Raw genomic sequence first — 16451 nt, 5'->3', positions numbered from 1 at the left:
CATCATCGCTATCGCAGATGAGAAATTACAAAACCCGCCTCCTCTTCTGTTAGGCTATAAACCTAAAATTACCCCGACTCCCTGTTTGATTACCGATTTATCGTCGTAGAAAAAACAAAGAGAGAAAATTATGAGTCAGAGCCACTTCTTCGCCCATCTATCCCGCCTGAAACTGATTAATCGCTGGCCGCTGATGCGTAATGTTCGAACGGAAAATGTATCAGAACATAGCCTGCAAGTGGCCTTTGTCGCTCATGCGCTGGCAATCATCAAAAACCGTAAATTCAACGGTAATCTGAACGCCGACCGCATCGCGCTGTTAGCCATGTACCACGACGCCAGCGAAGTGATTACCGGCGATATGCCCACGCCTATCAAGTATTACAATCCGCAGATTGCCCACGAATATAAAAAAATCGAAAAAGTGGCACAGCAGAAACTGATCGAAATGTTACCCACCGAATTACAGCATGATTTCCGCTGCTTGCTGGATGAAAACTATTACAGTGAAGATGAGAAACTGCTGGTTAAACAGGCTGATGCCCTGTGCGCCTATCTGAAATGTCTGGAAGAGCTTTCGGCGGGAAATCACGAGTTTACCCAAGCAAAAACGCGATTGGAGAAAACTCTCGACCTGCGTAAAAGCCCGGAAATGGATTACTTTATGGAAGTCTTCGTGCCTAGCTTCAGCCTGTCTTTGGATGAAATCAGCCTCGATCCCTTGGAATAATCCCGATCCGTCGCTGACGTGAACCCATCCTAATGAGCTGGCTCACGTCAGTGCCACCAACCTCTCTTGGCACCAAGGACGAAAGCTAATCAGAATGGAAATAATAGCGGCACAACCATCACGCTAACGGCCATCACCAACAGCGTAAACGGCACGCCCATACGTACAAAATCGCCAAATTTATAACCACCAGGGCCTAATACCAAAGTATTGACCGGCGATGAAACCGGTGTCATAAAGGCAGCGGAAGCGGCAATACCGATAATCATGGCGAATGGGAGTGGTGATACCGACATTTCTCTCGCTGCCGCGATGGCAATGGGCGCCATCAATACCGCCGTGGCCGTATTAGAGATAAACAACCCAATCGTGGCGCAAAGCACGAACAGACACAGCAGCATTACTCGAGGCCCCGCGCCGCCCGCGACATCCATCAGGCCGTGAACAATAAGGTCTACCCCACCAGTTTTCTGTAGCGCCAGCGCAAAGGGCATCATCCCAATAATCAGAATCAAACTTGGCCAATGAATCGCGCGATAAGCGCTGTCCATATCAATACAACGAAAACGTCCCATAAGCAGGCAAGCGATCAACGCGGCAATCACGTTAGGCACCTCGTCGGTCAGCATCATCGCGACCATCAACGCCAGACAAAACAGCGCGTGAGGAGCCTGTGACAAAGCCGGAGCCACTTCGTCCACTTCTGCCGGTAAACTGAGTACGATAAAATCTTTGGTTTGAGACTGAAGCTGGCGAATCAGTTTCCAGTCGCCAATCACCAGCAAAATATCGCCGAACTGGAGTTTTTCATCCACCAGCTTTCCTTCCATCGCTTTACCGTGACGGCGAATTCCCACCACGTTCAGGCCATAACGACTGCGGAATGTCATGTCCCGTAGGCTTTTCCCGATCAAAGTGGAGTCAGGAATCAGAGAAACCTCGGCCATACCGACGTTTCGCGCCTGCTCAGAGAAATATTCCCCCCGCAGCACCATCGGTTCCAGCAATTGATCGCTACAGAATTCGCGTAAATCCACGTCACAATCGGACATATCGATCAACAATACGTCCCCTTCTCGTAGTTCGGAGTTACCGGTTGCGCTGACCATCACCCGGCGAAAACGCCGCCAGCGCTCAATCCCAACCACATTAGCGCCATAGCGAGCGCGTAAATGCAGTTCGTCCAGCGTATGCCCTATCAGTGGGGAACGTTGCCGAATTGCCAGACGACGCGCGCGGCCAGTGAGTCGATAATCCCGAATTAAATCGCGGAAAGTTCGGCGTTGCCACTTTTCCTTATCTGAGCGCGGTTCGTTGCTGCCTAGCCAGCGGCGGGCAATCAGCATATAGCCTACGCCCAACAGCAGAATAATAAGGCCAATTGGCGTGACGCCGAAAAACCCGAAACCCTGAATGCCTTCTCGCAGCAGTTCACTGTTCACCACCATATTGGGCGGCGTCGCCACCAGCGTCATCATGCCGCTGATTAATCCGGCAAAGCTCAGGGGCATCATTAAACGACTGGGTGATGTTTTCATTCGGCTGGCAACGCTTAGCACCACCGGAATAAAAATAGCCACTACGCCGGTGGAACTCATAAAGGCACCCAATCCGGCTACGGTAACCATCAGCAAAGCCAGCATTTTGGTTTCGCTATGCCCTGCCACCTTAACCAACCAATCCCCCACCTGATAAGCCACGCCGGTTCTTACCAAACCTTCGCCAATCACGAAAAGTGCGGCAATCAAAATCACGTTGGGATCGCTAAAACCACTGGTGGCCTCCGCCAGCGTCAGCGTGCCGCTCATCACAAAGGCAATAATCACCAACAGCGCCACCACGTCCATTCTCAATTTATTAGTGGTAAACAGTCCTATCGCTATCAGAAGTAAAGTTAATACCCACAATAGTTCGCTATTCAAAATGGCCTCGCTGGCAAATCGGAAATCAAAGATTGGGCATTATCAGTAAAGCATTAAACGCCGCGAGTTCAACTGCCTGCGATCAATATTGATTAAAAAATTGTCGCTTATCAGTCTTATACCGTTTTTATGGCGTATTTTTATCCAATTCATTGCCGATTTGCTGATTATTCGCCGGAAATGAGTCGTTTGTTCGTTAGTGATACATATCCATATTAATGGTGAGCATATCGGTGGTTTGGGCAACATCTGACTATACTAGATTGGTGGCAACCCGCCTGATTTGGGTGACTCCGTAAACGCGGCCGTATAACAGCCGCGTGACAGTTACCGCTGAAATTATCCCTAAGAGCAAGGTCGCTAAATGCTTAATATCACTAATTATCCGCTGGTTCTGTTTCTCCTGACTTTTCTGGTGCTGTGGGGCTGCGCCCTTATCGGCCAGGCGTTTTTTCGTCGCGGACAGACCATGGATGGCAACACTCAGGAAAACTTCACCGTTATTCAAGGTGCGACACTGACGCTACTCGGGCTGATTATCGGCTTCAGTTTTTCCATGGCTATCAGCCGGTACGATTTACGTAAAAATCAAGAAGAAGCGGAAGCCAACGCTATTAGCACTGAATATCTGCGTGCCGACCTGCTCTCGCCCGCCGCGCGAGATAAAACCAAAGACCTGCTGATACGCTACGTAGATCAACGAATTCTGTTTTATCGCACCCGCGATAAAGCCAGGCTGCTGGAAATTAACCAGCAATCCAATCAGCTACAGGATGAACTCTGGACTGTGCTGCTTGAACCTGCGGCGCAACAGCCAACGCCACCGATGGCGCTGGTACTGGCTGGAATGAACGATGTATTGAACTCAGCCAGTTACACTCAAGCGGCTTGGTGGAACCGTATTCCTCCGGCGGCATGGATGTTGATGAGTATTATTGCAATCTGCTGCTGCACGTTGGTGGGCTACGGTTTTAAAAACGGCAAAGGGCGAAAAATCATGTTGTTGATATTACCGCTGGTTATCTCTTTCTCGTTTATGTTGATTGCCGATATAGATAGTCCGCGCGGCGGCGTGATTAAGGTGATACCGCAAAATCTGGAGAGTCTGGCGGCCAGTTTTTCCCTTCCAGCCGGTTAAGTCGCAGCTGGGACTCGGTAAACGTAAAAAGAGCGCCTTAAGGCGCTCTTGGTTTTTATCGCAGATTCAATGAATAAGCAGGAAAGCTACTTAACCCGCTGAATCACCGCGCCGTTGAGCGTTTTCTCTATCGCGATTTGCTCAAGGGAGGTCAGAATCAAATCAACCTGATCCCGTTTTGGCGTGTCCGCTGGTGCGTTAACCGCAATCACTTTACAACCTGCGGCCAGACCGGAAAGAATCCCCGCGGGCGCGTCTTCCACCACCACGCAATCTTCCGGTTTCAGCCCCAGACGCTGCGCGCCCAGCAGATAGGCATCGGGCTGCGGTTTGCCGTGAGTAACCAGTTCAGCCGTGATAAACACTTCCGGTAACGGTAAATGAGCGGCTGCGCGACGGGCGGACGCAACGGGCACGGAACCCGAGGTAACAATCGCCCAAGGAATGTCCAATTGATTCAGACGCTCCAGTAACGCAACTGCACCCGGCAATGCGGTGACGCCTTCGGTATCTTCCGACTCGATTTTTTCCAACGTCAGAAACTCGGCCTGAATAGCCTCATCACTCTGCCCCGGCATAAAGTGGCGCAAGGAGGTAATAGCCTGTTTCCCGTGGATAAAGTCCAATACCACCGATGATTCGATACCGTGCCTGGCTCCCCAGCCAATCCATGCTCGCTCCACGGCGGGCAATGAATCTACTAGCGTTCCATCCAAGTCAAAAAGAAAACCTTTGCACTCCACAAGCACATCCTCTTGAAACCTAAATCATCAGGCTATTTATTGAGTTTAACGGCAAGCCCGGCCACAGAGCCGGGTCAACGAGAGGTTAATATACCTATGGGCACCTTAATGGACAAACCTCCACCGAGCCAATGGCCTATTCCCCCTCGTCTCGCTCGATCAGTCGCGGCTTTGCGGGTGATTAATCAGGCATTAATGATTTGCGAAATCTCAACCGCGCTCAAATGATATTGACGCGGGCAAGACTGCCAGATAGACAGCATGCGCTGATATTTATCCCACATTGGGGTTTGGGCATTGAAACCGTGAGTGCCGGAATCGAAATGGGTATAACGCCCTTCGGTATTCACCATAAAGCGCACGTAGCTCAGGTAGCGGGATTCGGTGGCAGCATCGAAACCGAGGAAAGCGATGCGGCGCCCGTCCAGATCTTGCTTATCTTTCAGATTGTCCCAAGACACCTGTAGCGCGTGGTGCATCTCCATAATATTAATAATGGTGCGGCAGGTCTCTTCGCTTAACTCACCAAAATCACGGTCCAACTCGCGCATTTGCAGACCAAAGCCGCGCTCGACAATGGTTTGCTGACGACGATAACGCTCGGCGTTATCCGGATCTAACATGGTCATCATTTTGTATTGGTTTGAAAGGATCAGCCGTTGGGCGTTAGTCATATCCATCATGATCTCCTGAAAGGCAAGTTAATGGTGAAATCATCGCATAGCGCATCTTTCAGTGGTACTACTAGCGGGCCATTCTTTGATTTGACAGGGGGTTTGGTGAAAGGATTCACCGAGAGCCGCTGCCGACTCTCGGATTTGTATTTAGTTATCGTTGCAAAAGTTATAAATCATCGAGAAAAGTTTTATCCAACTGTTTAAACGCCCGTTTCAGCAATTCAGCCAGCGACTGATAGGTCGGAGTTTTCTCTATAGGCGCAACCGCCTGCCCGGCGTCAGCCAGTTTATTGCGCACTTCGTGAAACCATTGCAACAAAGTCGGCGGCAACGGCGTAATAGAGCGCTTGCCCAGCCACCACAAACCTTGCAGCGGCAAACCACAGGCAAACAGTGCGGTAGCAATCGCAGGGCCAAGCTGCCCACCCAGCGCGATTTGCCAGGTCAGCGTGAAAATCGCCAGCGGCGGCATAAAGCGAATACCGAAGCGCGTCGCATTCACTACGCGATTTTCTGGGAACACCGGCGCCAGACGTTTGTCTGATGGCCAGGTTTTCATATAGTGCTGCCCGCGCTGGAGGACCTGAAACCAGCTAACGGAATCGGAAGGTTTGGATGTCATGGCTCACCTCAACTTCAAAGACAAAATTTAAAATTTTCTTGCAACCCACCAATGATAAATTGGATGGATTAAATATATTTTGTTTTTAGCGCGCGCTATCGGTATCCTAGCCCGGCCTTTTGGCCGCTAGAAGAAGACGCACAATATGTCAACTTTTAGCAGCAAATTAATCATTTTTGTTAAATCGTTGATGCATTTTAACCACCAGGTTTTAAACACTTGATCAGCGATTTTTCCACCATCATGCCTTTTTCATTTATCGCATGATGTTAATCATTAATGTCATCACCATTATGCGCTACGCTTGTGGTCAGATTGACGTTTTATTAACCACGTGTTTATTGCAAACACGACAATAAATAGGTACTTCCATGTCGAGTAAGCTAGTACTGGTTCTTAACTGCGGTAGTTCTTCCCTGAAATTCGCCGTGATCAACGCGACCAACGGTGAAGAACACCTGTCTGGTTTAGCCGAATGCTTCCATCTTCCAGAAGCCCGCATCAAATGGAAAATGGATGGCGGCAAACAAGAAGCAGCATTGGGTGCTGGTGCAGCGCACAGCGAAGCACTGAATTTCATTGTTAATACTATTCTGGCACAAAAACCAGAGCTTTCTGCCCAGTTGACTGCTGTCGGCCACCGTATCGTTCACGGCGGTGAGAAATTCACTTCATCAGTAATTATTGACGATGAAGTTATTCAGGGTATCAAAGATTCGATCCCGTTTGCACCACTGCATAACCCAGCGCACCTGATCGGTATCGCTGAGGCGTTGAAATCCTTCCCGAATCTGGCTAATAAAAATGTCGCGGTATTCGACACTGCATTCCATCAGACCATGCCAGAAGAATCTTACCTGTACGCCCTGCCGTACAGCCTGTACAAAGATCACGGCATCCGTCGCTATGGCGCACACGGTACTAGCCATTTCTTCGTTAGCCAGGAAGCGGCCAAGGCTCTGAACAAGCCAATGGAAGAACTGAACGTGATCACTTGCCACCTGGGCAACGGCGGTTCTGTTACCGCAGTTCGCAACGGTAAATGTGTCGATACCTCTATGGGTCTGACCCCGCTGGAAGGTCTGGTCATGGGGACTCGCAGCGGTGACATCGATCCAGCAATCATCTTCCATCTGCATGATGCAATGGGCATGAGCGTTGATCAAATCAACAAAATGCTGACCAAAGAGTCTGGCCTGATGGGTCTGACCGAAGTCACCAGCGACTGCCGTTACGTTGAAGACAACTACGACACCAAAGCTGACGCTAAGCGCGCGATGGACGTATTCTGCCACCGCCTGGCCAAATACATCGGTGCTTACACTGCACTGATGGACGGCCGTTTGGACGCGGTTATCTTCACCGGCGGTATCGGTGAAAACGCAGCTATGGTACGTGAACTGACTCTGGATAAACTGGGTCTGCTGGGCTTCGAAATTGACCACGAACGTAACCTGGCCGCTCGCTTCGGTAAATCCGGCACCATCACTAAAGATGGCAGCCGTCTGGCGATGGTAATCCCAACTAACGAAGAGTTTGTTATCGCACAAGACGCAGCCCGTCTGACTGCATAAGTCTCCTCAACACCGTCAGCCAAGGCTGGCGGTGTTGTTTTCGCCCGACAGCAGGCGAGAACCGTCGCCTGAGTGCAACCGTAAAGAGGTTTAGCCGTGTCCCGTACAATTATGTTGATCCCAACTGGCACCAGCGTGGGTCTGACCAGCGTCAGCCTGGGTGTCATTCGCTCCATGGAGCAAAAAGGCGTCCGCTTAAGCGTGTTCAAACCTATCGCCCAGCCGCGTTCCGGTGGCGATGCGCCTGACCAGACCACCACTATCATTCGCGCCAACTCCAGCATCACCGCTGCCGAGCCGCTGAATATGAACTACGTGGAAACTCTGCTGAGTTCTAACCAGCAGGACGTGTTGATGGAAGAAATCGTGGCGCGTTACCACGAAAATACCAAAGATGCCGAAGTGGTTCTGGTTGAAGGTTTGGTGCCAACCCGCAAACACCAGTTTGCCAACGCGCTGAACTATGAAATTGCTAAAACGCTGAACGCAGAAATCGTGTTCGTGCTGGCGCTGGGTAACGATTCTCCAGATCAGCTGAAAGAGCGTATCGAACTGGCTCGTTCCAGCTTCGGCGGCAGCAAAAACAAAAACATCACCGGCGTTATCATTAACAAACTGAATGCCCCGGTTGATGAACAAGGCCGTACTCGCCCTGACCTGTCTGAAATCTTTGATGATTCCACCAAGGCCAGCGTAGCGAAAGTCGATCCGACTCAGCTGTTTGCCAACAGCCCGCTGCCAGTTCTGGGCTGCGTGCCATGGAGCTTCGAGCTGATTGCTACCCGCGCAATCGACATGTGCAAACACCTGAACGCACGTATTATCAACGAAGGCGACATCAATACCCGCCGCGTTAAATCCGTGACTTTCTGTGCGCGCAGCATTCCTCACATGCTGGAGCATTTCCGTCCGGGTTCTCTGCTGGTCACCTCCGCAGACCGCCCAGACGTATTAGTTTCAGCCTGTCTGGCGGCGATGAATGGTGTTGAAATCGGCGCAATTCTGCTGACCGGTGGCTACGCTATCGACGAGCCAATCAAACAGCTGTGTGAACGTGCCTTCCAGACTGGCCTGCCAGTATTTATGGTTGACACTAACACCTGGCAGACCTCTCTGAGCCTGCAAAGCTTCAATTTGGAAGTGCCTGCGGACGACCATGAGCGCGTTGAAAAGCTGCAAAACTACGTTGCCAGCCATATCAACAGCGAGTGGATCGACTCACTGAGCGCCACCTCCGAGCGTTCACGCCGTCTGTCTCCACCGGCATTCCGTTACGAGCTGACCGAACTGGCACGTAAAGCCGGCAAACGCATCGTTCTGCCTGAAGGCGACGAGCCACGCACCGTAAAAGCGGCTGCAATCTGTGCTGAACGAGGCATTGCCGAGTGCGTGCTATTAGGTAACCCGGACGAAATACGTCGAGTGGCTGCCGCTCAAGGCGTTGAACTGGGTAAAGGTATCGAGATTGTTGATCCGGTTGCCGTACGCGAACGTTATGTTCCACGTTTAGTAGAACTGCGTAAGAGCAAAGGCATGACCGAAGTCGTTGCCCGCGAACAGTTGGAAGACAACGTGGTTCTGGGTACGCTGATGCTGGAACAAGGCGAAGTTGACGGTCTGGTTTCCGGTGCGGTTCACACCACTGCGAACACTATTCGTCCACCGCTACAGTTGATCAAAACTGCACCGGGCAGCTCGCTGGTTTCTTCCGTGTTCTTTATGCTGCTGCCTGACCAGGTTCTGGTTTACGGTGACTGCGCAATCAACCCGGATCCAACCGCAGAGCAGCTGTCTGAAATCGCAATTCAATCTGCTGATTCGGCGGCCGCTTTCGGTATCGAACCACGCGTTGCGATGATTTCCTACTCAACCGGTAATTCCGGCGCAGGTAGTGACGTTGAGAAAGTGCGTGAAGCGACCCGTCTGGCACAGGAAAAACGCCCAGATCTGATCATCGATGGTCCGTTGCAGTACGATGCGGCAATCATGGCTGACGTAGCGAAATCCAAAGCGCCTAACTCTCCGGTTGCAGGTCAGGCTACCGTGTTCATCTTCCCAGATCTGAACACCGGTAACACCACCTACAAAGCGGTACAGCGTTCAGCAGATCTGGTCTCTATCGGGCCAATGCTGCAAGGTATGCGCAAGCCGGTTAACGATTTGTCCCGTGGCGCACTGGTAGACGATATCGTTTACACCGTCGCTCTGACTGCTATTCAGTCTGCTCAGGCCGACGCGTCTTAATTTACGCTTCGGTTTGAATGATAAACGCCAGCCTTAGCGCTGGCGTTTTTTATGGTTTAAACGGTGAAATCTGCCCGCCTATCCTTAACTGCCTTAACTGCTTTGTCTTAACTCTAACTGGTAACTGAAGGTCTGCGTCCGAGGTTCTTCGTCATCATCACTATCATTGAGCATATCAATGAGTAGTTTCCCGGCCTCCCGCCCCATTTTTTTGTAATCAATACGAATAGACGTCAGGGTAGGATGCGTTTGGTCACAACTGTCTGAGCCATCCAGACAAGCCACGGCTATATCACCGGGGATCTTCAGCAAACGCCGCTGACATTCAAACATGATGCCCAACGCAATATCTTCATGGCTACAAATCACCGCATCCAGCTCAGGCTGACGCAACAGCATTTCCGTTAGCGCATAGCGGCCAAATTGCAGGCTGGCGGCTTCCGGAGTCGTCACAATCTGATCTGAATTCTGGTAGCGGCTCAGCATGGCTTTATGCCAACCATTGAGCAATTGCCGTTGCAAGCGGTTATCCATATGCGCGCCCACGTAACCAATATGCTGATAACCTTGATCCAGCAAATGATCCGTCAGTTTATGCGCGGCTTCAAAAAACGCCGCCTCCAGCGTGATTTCAGCTTTGCTGTAACGCGAGCCAACAACATTCACTGTAGGAATATTTGCTCGCTCAAGAATTTGATAGGTTTTCTCTGCCAGCTGAGAACCAAAAATAACCAGCGCAGCCGGATTACTCTGCAATAAGGTCATTAAAATTTCGGCTTCTTTGTGCTGATTGTGTTCGTGACAGCCTAGTAACAGCTGAAATTCGTTTTTATTCAGCACCTGCTGTAAAGCCTGCATAAAGCGCGAGCTGGACTTATCTGTCAGCGATGGAATCAGCACCGCTACGGTATTGCTATGCCCAGACGCCAGCGCACCTGCTGCCCGATTAGGGATATAGCCAAGCTCTTCAACTGCCTGTTCTATCTTTTCCCGTAACTTGTCAGAAACCTGCTCCGGGGTTCTCAATGCACGAGAAACGGTCATGGTTCCGACACCGGCGTAGTTGGCCACCTCTTGCAGCGTGACTCTCCCGGTGTTACGGCGCTTACGCGTTTTTTCCATTCTGGGTTCCCTGTCCGCTGAAACTCACCGTTTTCAGCCTGTCTGTTGCGCTCCGCCTACTATTAGCAGCGCAGATATCGAGTCGCATTGTATATGCCTGGGGCAGATTTAGCCAAAGACCAGGATCGGTTAAATGATAGCGCTATCACAATTATTGATAGCGCTATCAGGTAGCGCTATCAAATGCGATAAACATCACATTAATCAATGAGCGAAATATCTACTCTCATGTGAATTGTTATCGGGAGTGACTCATCTCATGTTAAAGACATTGTTAACGGCGAATGTCGTTCAGGTAGTAGAACAGGCCAAAGATTGGCGAGATGCTATCGCCATCTCATGTCAGCCATTGATTGATAATGGCTCCGTTGAACCACGCTACGTCGATGCCATTTATCGCTCTCACGAGGCAATAGGGCCTTACTACGTTGTTGGCCCCGGTATCGCCATGCCCCATGCTCGCCCAGAAGAAGGCGTCAATAAGCTTTCACTGGCGCTCACGGTCATTTCCTCCGGCGTCAATTTCGATGCCGAAGAGAACGACCCGGTAAAATTATTAATAGTATTAGCCGCGACGGACAGCAATAGCCACATTGAGGCTATCTCTCAACTCGCTCAATTGTTCGATAACGATAATGACGTAAGCAGCCTGTTAAACGCCAAAACGACGCAAGACATTTTATCTGTCATTGCGCGCTATTAATCCGCGATTAGCGAAGGTTTAACCACCGAAGCAATCGGGATCACCAATTCCAAGGGGAAATAAAATGAAAATCACAGTGGTTTGCGGTAACGGTTTAGGCACCAGCCTGATGATGGAAATCAGTATTAAAAACATTCTGAAAGAGCTGGCCGTCAGCGCTGAAGTCGATCATGTGGATTTAGGCTCAGCCAAAGGCACACCGAGCGATATTTATGTTGGCACCAAAGACATCGCCGAACAGCTGATCGCGCAATCCGTGACGGGCAAAATTGTCGCACTGGATAACATGATCGATAAAAAAGCCATGAAAGAGCGTTTGTCCGTTGCATTAACCGAATTAGGCGCGCTGTAAGCGGAGGTCAATATGGATTTCTTTCGTTTTCTGATGAGCGATGTGTTGTCCGAACCGGCGGTATTAGTCGGTTTTATCGCCTTAATCGGCCTAATCGCTCAGAAAAAACCCGTAACCGAATGTATTAAAGGCACTGTCAAAACCATCATGGGTTTTGTGATTTTGGGTGCCGGTGCCGGTCTGGTGGTTTCCTCTCTGGGTGATTTCGCTAACATTTTCCAGCACGCCTTTGGTATTCAGGGCGTCGTACCGAACAACGAAGCCATTGTCTCCGTGGCGCAAAAAAGCTTCGGTAAAGAAATGGCGATGATCATGTTCTTCGCTATGGTGATCAATATTCTGATCGCCCGTTTCACCCCATGGAAATTTATCTTCCTGACCGGTCATCACACGCTGTTTATGTCAATGATGGTGGCAGTGATTCTGGCAACGGCGGGCATGAGCGGTATTACGCTGATAGCCGTTGGTTCATTGGTCGTCGGCGTGGCAATGGTGTTCTTCCCTGCGATTGCTCATCCGTACATGAAAAAAGTAACCGGTTCCGATGACGTGGCTATTGGCCATTTCTCGACGTTATCTTATGTGCTGGCCGGTTTTATCGGCAGCAAATTCGGTAATAAAGAACATTCGACCGAAGACATGAACGTGCCGAAAAGCCTGCTGTTCCTGCGGGATACGCCAGTTGCCATCTCTTTCACCATGAGCATTATCTTCCTGGTAACCTGCCTGTTTGCCGGGGCCGATGTGGTGAAAGAACTGAGCGGCGGCAAAAACTGGTTTATGTTCTCTATCATGCAGTCCATTACCTTCGCAGCGGGTGTTTATATCATTCTGCAAGGTGTACGCATGGTGATTGCAGAAATTGTACCGGCATTTAAAGGCATTTCAGACAAACTGGTACCTAACGCCAAACCTGCGCTGGATTGCCCAGTCGTATTCCCTTACGCACCCAATGCGGTATTGGTCGGCTTTCTGAGCAGCTTCGCCGCCGGTTTGATTGGTATGTTTGCCCTGTACCTACTGAATATGACGGTGATTATCCCAGGCGTCGTTCCACACTTCTTCGTAGGTGCCGCTGCGGGCGTGTTCGGCAACGCGACCGGTGGTCGTCGCGGGGCGATTCTGGGGGCTTTCGCCCAGGGCCTGCTGATTACCTTCTTGCCGGTATTCCTACTGCCAGTGCTGGGTGATATTGGTTTTGCCAATACGACCTTCAGCGACGCTGACTTCGGCGCGCTGGGCATTCTATTGGGTATTATCGTTCGCTAAGATTTTACTCATATTCGATATGAAAAAGGCTCCGATTATTCGGAGCCTTTTGTTATTCATTGCCAGCAACACTTATTGATAACCGCGAGATTATCGGCGAAGTTAATCTTCCCGAACGGTAATCTTACCGTAATCCTGTTCGTTATTGCGGCTCAGCCACAAAGATAGCGCTTTCAGAGAATCCGGAGTGAATTCATCACAACGAGCGGTGATTTCTTCCGGCAACATCCAACGCACTTCATCAATTTCTTCCGCTTGCAGCGCAAAAGGCCCGTGAGAAACACAGCTAAATAATGCGCCCCACACGCGACAGCACTCCTCTTCAAAATAGAACAGGCCGTGCTCGGCAAAAGGCACGCCGGCAATACCCAATTCTTCTTCCGCTTCACGACGGGCGGATTCGAGGAAGTTTTCACCGCTCTGCACCACTCCCCCCGCCGTTGCATCGAGTTTACCCGGGTAGAAGTCTTTACTTTCAGTACGACGCTGTACCAGAATTTTCCCCATACCATCATGCACCACAATATAGGTAGCACGATGGCGCAGACGTTGAGCACGCATTTGTTGACGACTGGACTGAGCAATCACTTCATTTTGCTCATCAACAATATCAACCCATTCCGTGCTCACTGTTGGATTTTGCTCCACCATCCTCTGAAACCTTCTATCTGGGCGCGACGATAAGCGCGCATTTGTTGATCAAGTGTTTTTCAAAAACAACATTATAAGTATGTGTAAAACGCGTATTTTTAACCGACGATAACCCTCGGCGTTTAAAACTCATCGGTTAAAACCAACCGGGCAAGAGGTTTATCATCTTGTAGGGTCAAAACCTGCAACTCACCTTGATCCAACATGCCGTAGCTCGCTGGATTACCGCCTTTAGGAATACTGACCGAGCCGGGATTGAAACAAAAAACATCCCCCTGTAGCTGAGCCTGCGGCAGATGTGTATGACCATAAACCAAGACATCCCCGCAACGCAATGGAGGACGTTCCGCAGGATGATAAAGGTGACCGTGGGTTAAAAACAACCGTCTTTCCGGTAAAATAATCTGCTGCCAGGGTGCCATCATCGGAAAGTTGAGCAACATCTGATCCACTTCACTGTCACAGTTTCCCCGCACGGCAATAATCCGATCGGCGTAAGCGTTAAGTTGCTCGGCAACCTGCGCCGGCTGATAGCCTTCCGGCAAAGCATTACGCGGCCCGTGGTTGAGCAAATCACCTAACAAAACCAGCCACTGCGCACCGCTACGGTTAAAAATTTCCAATACTTTATCGGTTGCAGTAAGCGAACCATGTAGATCAGAAGCAAACATTAACTTCATGGCATCACCTTATTTTTGATCATCAGCAACGGCGTCTGGCAGGTTATCGCCGTCTCAGCCCTCATTAATAAATACGGCCTAGTTTAACATTCAATAATTAAGATTATTCCGAGAATAAACGACTTATTACCAGCGCATTGAGTAAAACAGCGCCTTCATTTGTGCAATACCGGTATTATCGTAGAGAAAATCGTCAGTTGGTGCGGGAAAGTTAACCGCATAACTTAACGACCTGTTAGCGGGGTGTTTGGGTCAGTTCATCCAAAGTCAGAGAGTTAAATAAATAACCCTGCATGGCATCAATATTACTGCCCTGCAATTGCTCGGATTCGATCTGATTTTCTACGCCAACAACGATAACGCCTTCGCAGTATTTTTTGACGTTATTAATCAGAATTGGGAAGGTGTGCTTATTATGCTGCCAGAAAAAGTGCTTATCAATTTTGACATATTCGAAGATATTGGCCGTCACCGCGTTCAGACTGGAATCTCCGCGTCCAAGATCGTCTAACCATAGTGGATAGAGTTTAACCAAGTCTCGCAGCAACGGATTGTTGTTACCATCGGATAAATTGGAGAAAGTCTCCATTAATTCCAGACGCAAAAACGGCATGGTATTTAGTAACGCCTGCAATTCGCTGTCTCTGACAATAATTCCTGCCGTATCAAAATCAATATTGATGGAAAGCAGTACCTGATTATCGATAAACCACTGGCTATACTTCTGCGCTGCCAACAGCTGATCGCGGAACAGTTTTCCTTTCCCCTCGCTGTCTAACTCGTTAAAAAAATCTTCCGGATTAATCGGTAAATCCAAAGGCTTTGTCGTAAAACGGCTGAGCAATTCAGCAGCGAGTAGGCTGCCATCCTTCCTGTATATCGGCTCACATACATAAGAGCAGTTAATCTCAATATTGAGTTTCATGTGTACTTAAGCTCCCTCGACACAGTGTTTCCACTCTAGCAGAAATCCTGCAAGCAAGTATAAATAAGGGGACTCGTCATATTTATGGCTAAATTGTGCCCCAGCGTTGAAGTGATTTTGATTCAGGTAACCTATCAAAGTCACACTGAATTCTCTTATTTACTGTAGATTTGTGGACAATACGTAGATCAATTTATCTTCACTTATTCACTCTCAGTTTGTTACCTTGTTTCCATGTGCCTGAGCCTGTTTTGGTGTTAAAAAACAAATGAAGTCGTTATTTCCCCCTGTCTGATGTCGCTTTGGAGAATGTTATGATCGATCTCTATTACGCCCCAACCCCTAACGGACACAAGATCACCCTGTTTTTAGAGGAAGCTGGACTACCTTATAATCTTCACCGGATAAATATTAGCGCCGGCGATCAGTTCAAACCGGATTTTCTCGCTATATCACCGAATAATAAGATCCCGGCAATTGTCGATCATCGTCCAGACGGCGGCGGCGATCCCATCAGTATTTTTGAATCCGGCGCAATCTTGCTGTATCTGGCTGAAAAGAGTGGTAAATTTCTGAGCGCTGAGCTACGTGAACACACGGCAACCTTGCAATGGCTGTTCTGGCAGGTCGGCGGTTTTGGCCCTATGCTCGGCCAAAATCATCACTTCAGCATTTATGCTTCCGAAAAAATACCTTACGCCATTGAACGCTATCAGAAAGAAACCCAGCGCTTGTACGGTGTGTTAGATACCCAACTGCAAAAACACGCCTACCTGGCCGGTGAAAATTACAGTATTGCCGATATCGCCACTTATCCTTGGGTTGTTTCCCATAAAAATCAGAATATCGATTTGGCCGACTATCCCGCCGTCGAACGCTGGTTCCAGAGCATTGCCAGCCGCCCGGCAACGCTACGCGCCTATGAGCTAGCCAAAGCCAGCTAAGTTGCCATCAATGCCCCGCAGTGGGGCATTTATACCTCATATCAGAAAATCCCCTACACAGACACCGGCAAGCTGATGACTTCGCAGACCGCGTTGCCTGCTCTATTTCGAACTCAGGCTCGCTATTTCACCGCGCTGGCAGCTCATCGCTTTCT

At 49.6% G+C, this 16451-nt stretch carries 16 protein-coding genes; 8 read left to right on the top strand and 8 right to left on the bottom strand.

Annotated features, from left to right (window positions below; genetic code table 11):
• Positions 1-130 precede the first annotated feature (130 nt).
• Positions 131-730: a 5'-deoxynucleotidase gene (gene yfbR / locus DBA33_RS06270; RefSeq protein WP_064517217.1), complete on the top strand. Its 600-nt coding sequence runs from the start codon at positions 131-133 to the stop codon at positions 728-730.
• Positions 731-819: 89 nt separating this feature from the next.
• Here the strand turns inward: yfbR and DBA33_RS06265 are convergent, their stop codons facing one another.
• The gene (locus tag DBA33_RS06265; protein WP_306423362.1) at positions 820-2655 is read right to left on the bottom strand and encodes an SLC13 family permease; all 1836 of its coding nucleotides are present in this window, start codon (positions 2653-2655) and stop codon (positions 820-822) included.
• A gap of 361 nt (positions 2656-3016) precedes the next feature.
• Between DBA33_RS06265 and DBA33_RS06260 the strand changes: the two genes are divergently transcribed.
• Positions 3017-3790, top strand: coding sequence for a hypothetical protein (locus DBA33_RS06260; RefSeq protein WP_064517212.1), 774 nt, complete (start codon positions 3017-3019; stop codon positions 3788-3790).
• An 86-nt stretch (positions 3791-3876) separates the two neighbouring features.
• Here the strand turns inward: DBA33_RS06260 and DBA33_RS06255 are convergent, their stop codons facing one another.
• The 3 genes from DBA33_RS06255 to yfbV all read right to left on the bottom strand — a co-directional run bounded on the left by DBA33_RS06255 (position 3877) and on the right by yfbV (position 5832).
• Positions 3877-4533, bottom strand: coding sequence for a sugar phosphatase (locus DBA33_RS06255; RefSeq protein WP_064517209.1), 657 nt, complete (start codon positions 4531-4533; stop codon positions 3877-3879).
• A 185-nt stretch (positions 4534-4718) separates the two neighbouring features.
• Positions 4719-5213, bottom strand: coding sequence for a YfbU family protein (locus DBA33_RS06250; protein ID WP_064517208.1), 495 nt, complete (start codon positions 5211-5213; stop codon positions 4719-4721).
• 163 nt (positions 5214-5376) lie between these two features.
• Positions 5377-5832, bottom strand: a complete 456-nt coding sequence (yfbV, locus tag DBA33_RS06245; RefSeq protein ID WP_064517205.1) for a terminus macrodomain insulation protein YfbV — start codon at positions 5830-5832, stop codon at positions 5377-5379.
• Positions 5833-6203: 371 nt separating this feature from the next.
• Between yfbV and ackA the strand changes: the two genes are divergently transcribed.
• Entirely contained in the window at positions 6204-7406 is a 1203-nt protein-coding gene (gene ackA / locus DBA33_RS06240) for an acetate kinase (RefSeq protein ID WP_064517203.1), read from the top strand.
• A 111-nt stretch (positions 7407-7517) separates the two neighbouring features.
• The gene (gene pta, locus DBA33_RS06235) at positions 7518-9650 is read left to right on the top strand and encodes a phosphate acetyltransferase (RefSeq protein ID WP_064517200.1); all 2133 of its coding nucleotides are present in this window, start codon (positions 7518-7520) and stop codon (positions 9648-9650) included.
• 93 nt (positions 9651-9743) lie between these two features.
• On the opposite strand, the gene DBA33_RS06230 is transcribed toward pta, so the two are convergent.
• The gene (locus DBA33_RS06230; RefSeq protein WP_064517197.1) at positions 9744-10772 is read right to left on the bottom strand and encodes a LacI family DNA-binding transcriptional regulator; all 1029 of its coding nucleotides are present in this window, start codon (positions 10770-10772) and stop codon (positions 9744-9746) included.
• A gap of 259 nt (positions 10773-11031) precedes the next feature.
• Here DBA33_RS06230 and DBA33_RS06225 point away from each other — a divergent pair, with 259 nt between their 5' ends.
• The 3 genes from DBA33_RS06225 (at position 11032) to DBA33_RS06215 (ending at position 13096) form a co-directional block, all read left to right on the top strand.
• Positions 11032-11475 (top strand): PTS sugar transporter subunit IIA, encoded by a 444-nt coding sequence (locus DBA33_RS06225; protein ID WP_064517194.1) that lies wholly within the window; start codon positions 11032-11034, stop codon positions 11473-11475.
• A 64-nt stretch (positions 11476-11539) separates the two neighbouring features.
• Positions 11540-11827: a PTS sugar transporter subunit IIB gene (locus DBA33_RS06220; RefSeq protein ID WP_049597017.1), complete on the top strand. Its 288-nt coding sequence runs from the start codon at positions 11540-11542 to the stop codon at positions 11825-11827.
• Between the two features lie 12 nt (positions 11828-11839).
• Positions 11840-13096, top strand: coding sequence for a PTS ascorbate transporter subunit IIC (locus DBA33_RS06215; protein WP_049597016.1), 1257 nt, complete (start codon positions 11840-11842; stop codon positions 13094-13096).
• Between the two features lie 102 nt (positions 13097-13198).
• On the opposite strand, the gene yfcD is transcribed toward DBA33_RS06215, so the two are convergent.
• The 3 genes from yfcD to DBA33_RS06200 form a co-directional block, all read right to left on the bottom strand.
• Entirely contained in the window at positions 13199-13747 is a 549-nt protein-coding gene (gene yfcD / locus DBA33_RS06210; RefSeq protein WP_064517193.1) for an NUDIX hydrolase YfcD, read from the bottom strand.
• Positions 13748-13869: 122 nt separating this feature from the next.
• On the bottom strand, positions 13870-14427 hold the full coding sequence (yfcE, locus tag DBA33_RS06205; protein ID WP_064517191.1) for a phosphodiesterase: 558 nt from the start codon (positions 14425-14427) through the stop codon (positions 13870-13872).
• 235 nt (positions 14428-14662) lie between these two features.
• Complete coding sequence (locus DBA33_RS06200) at positions 14663-15352, bottom strand: EAL domain-containing protein (protein ID WP_064517190.1); 690 nt, start codon at positions 15350-15352, stop codon at positions 14663-14665.
• A gap of 314 nt (positions 15353-15666) precedes the next feature.
• On the opposite strand from DBA33_RS06200, the gene DBA33_RS06195 reads away from it, so the two are divergent.
• Entirely contained in the window at positions 15667-16296 is a 630-nt protein-coding gene (locus DBA33_RS06195; RefSeq protein WP_064517187.1) for a glutathione binding-like protein, read from the top strand.
• Positions 16297-16451 lie beyond the last annotated feature (155 nt).

It is taken from the genome of Yersinia sp. IP36721, assembly GCF_003634395.1.
GTDB classification, from domain to species: domain Bacteria; phylum Pseudomonadota; class Gammaproteobacteria; order Enterobacterales; family Enterobacteriaceae; genus Yersinia; species Yersinia entomophaga.
The sequence above is the reverse complement of the archived record's forward strand: the minus strand, read 5'-3'. Positions and strand labels throughout refer to the sequence as shown.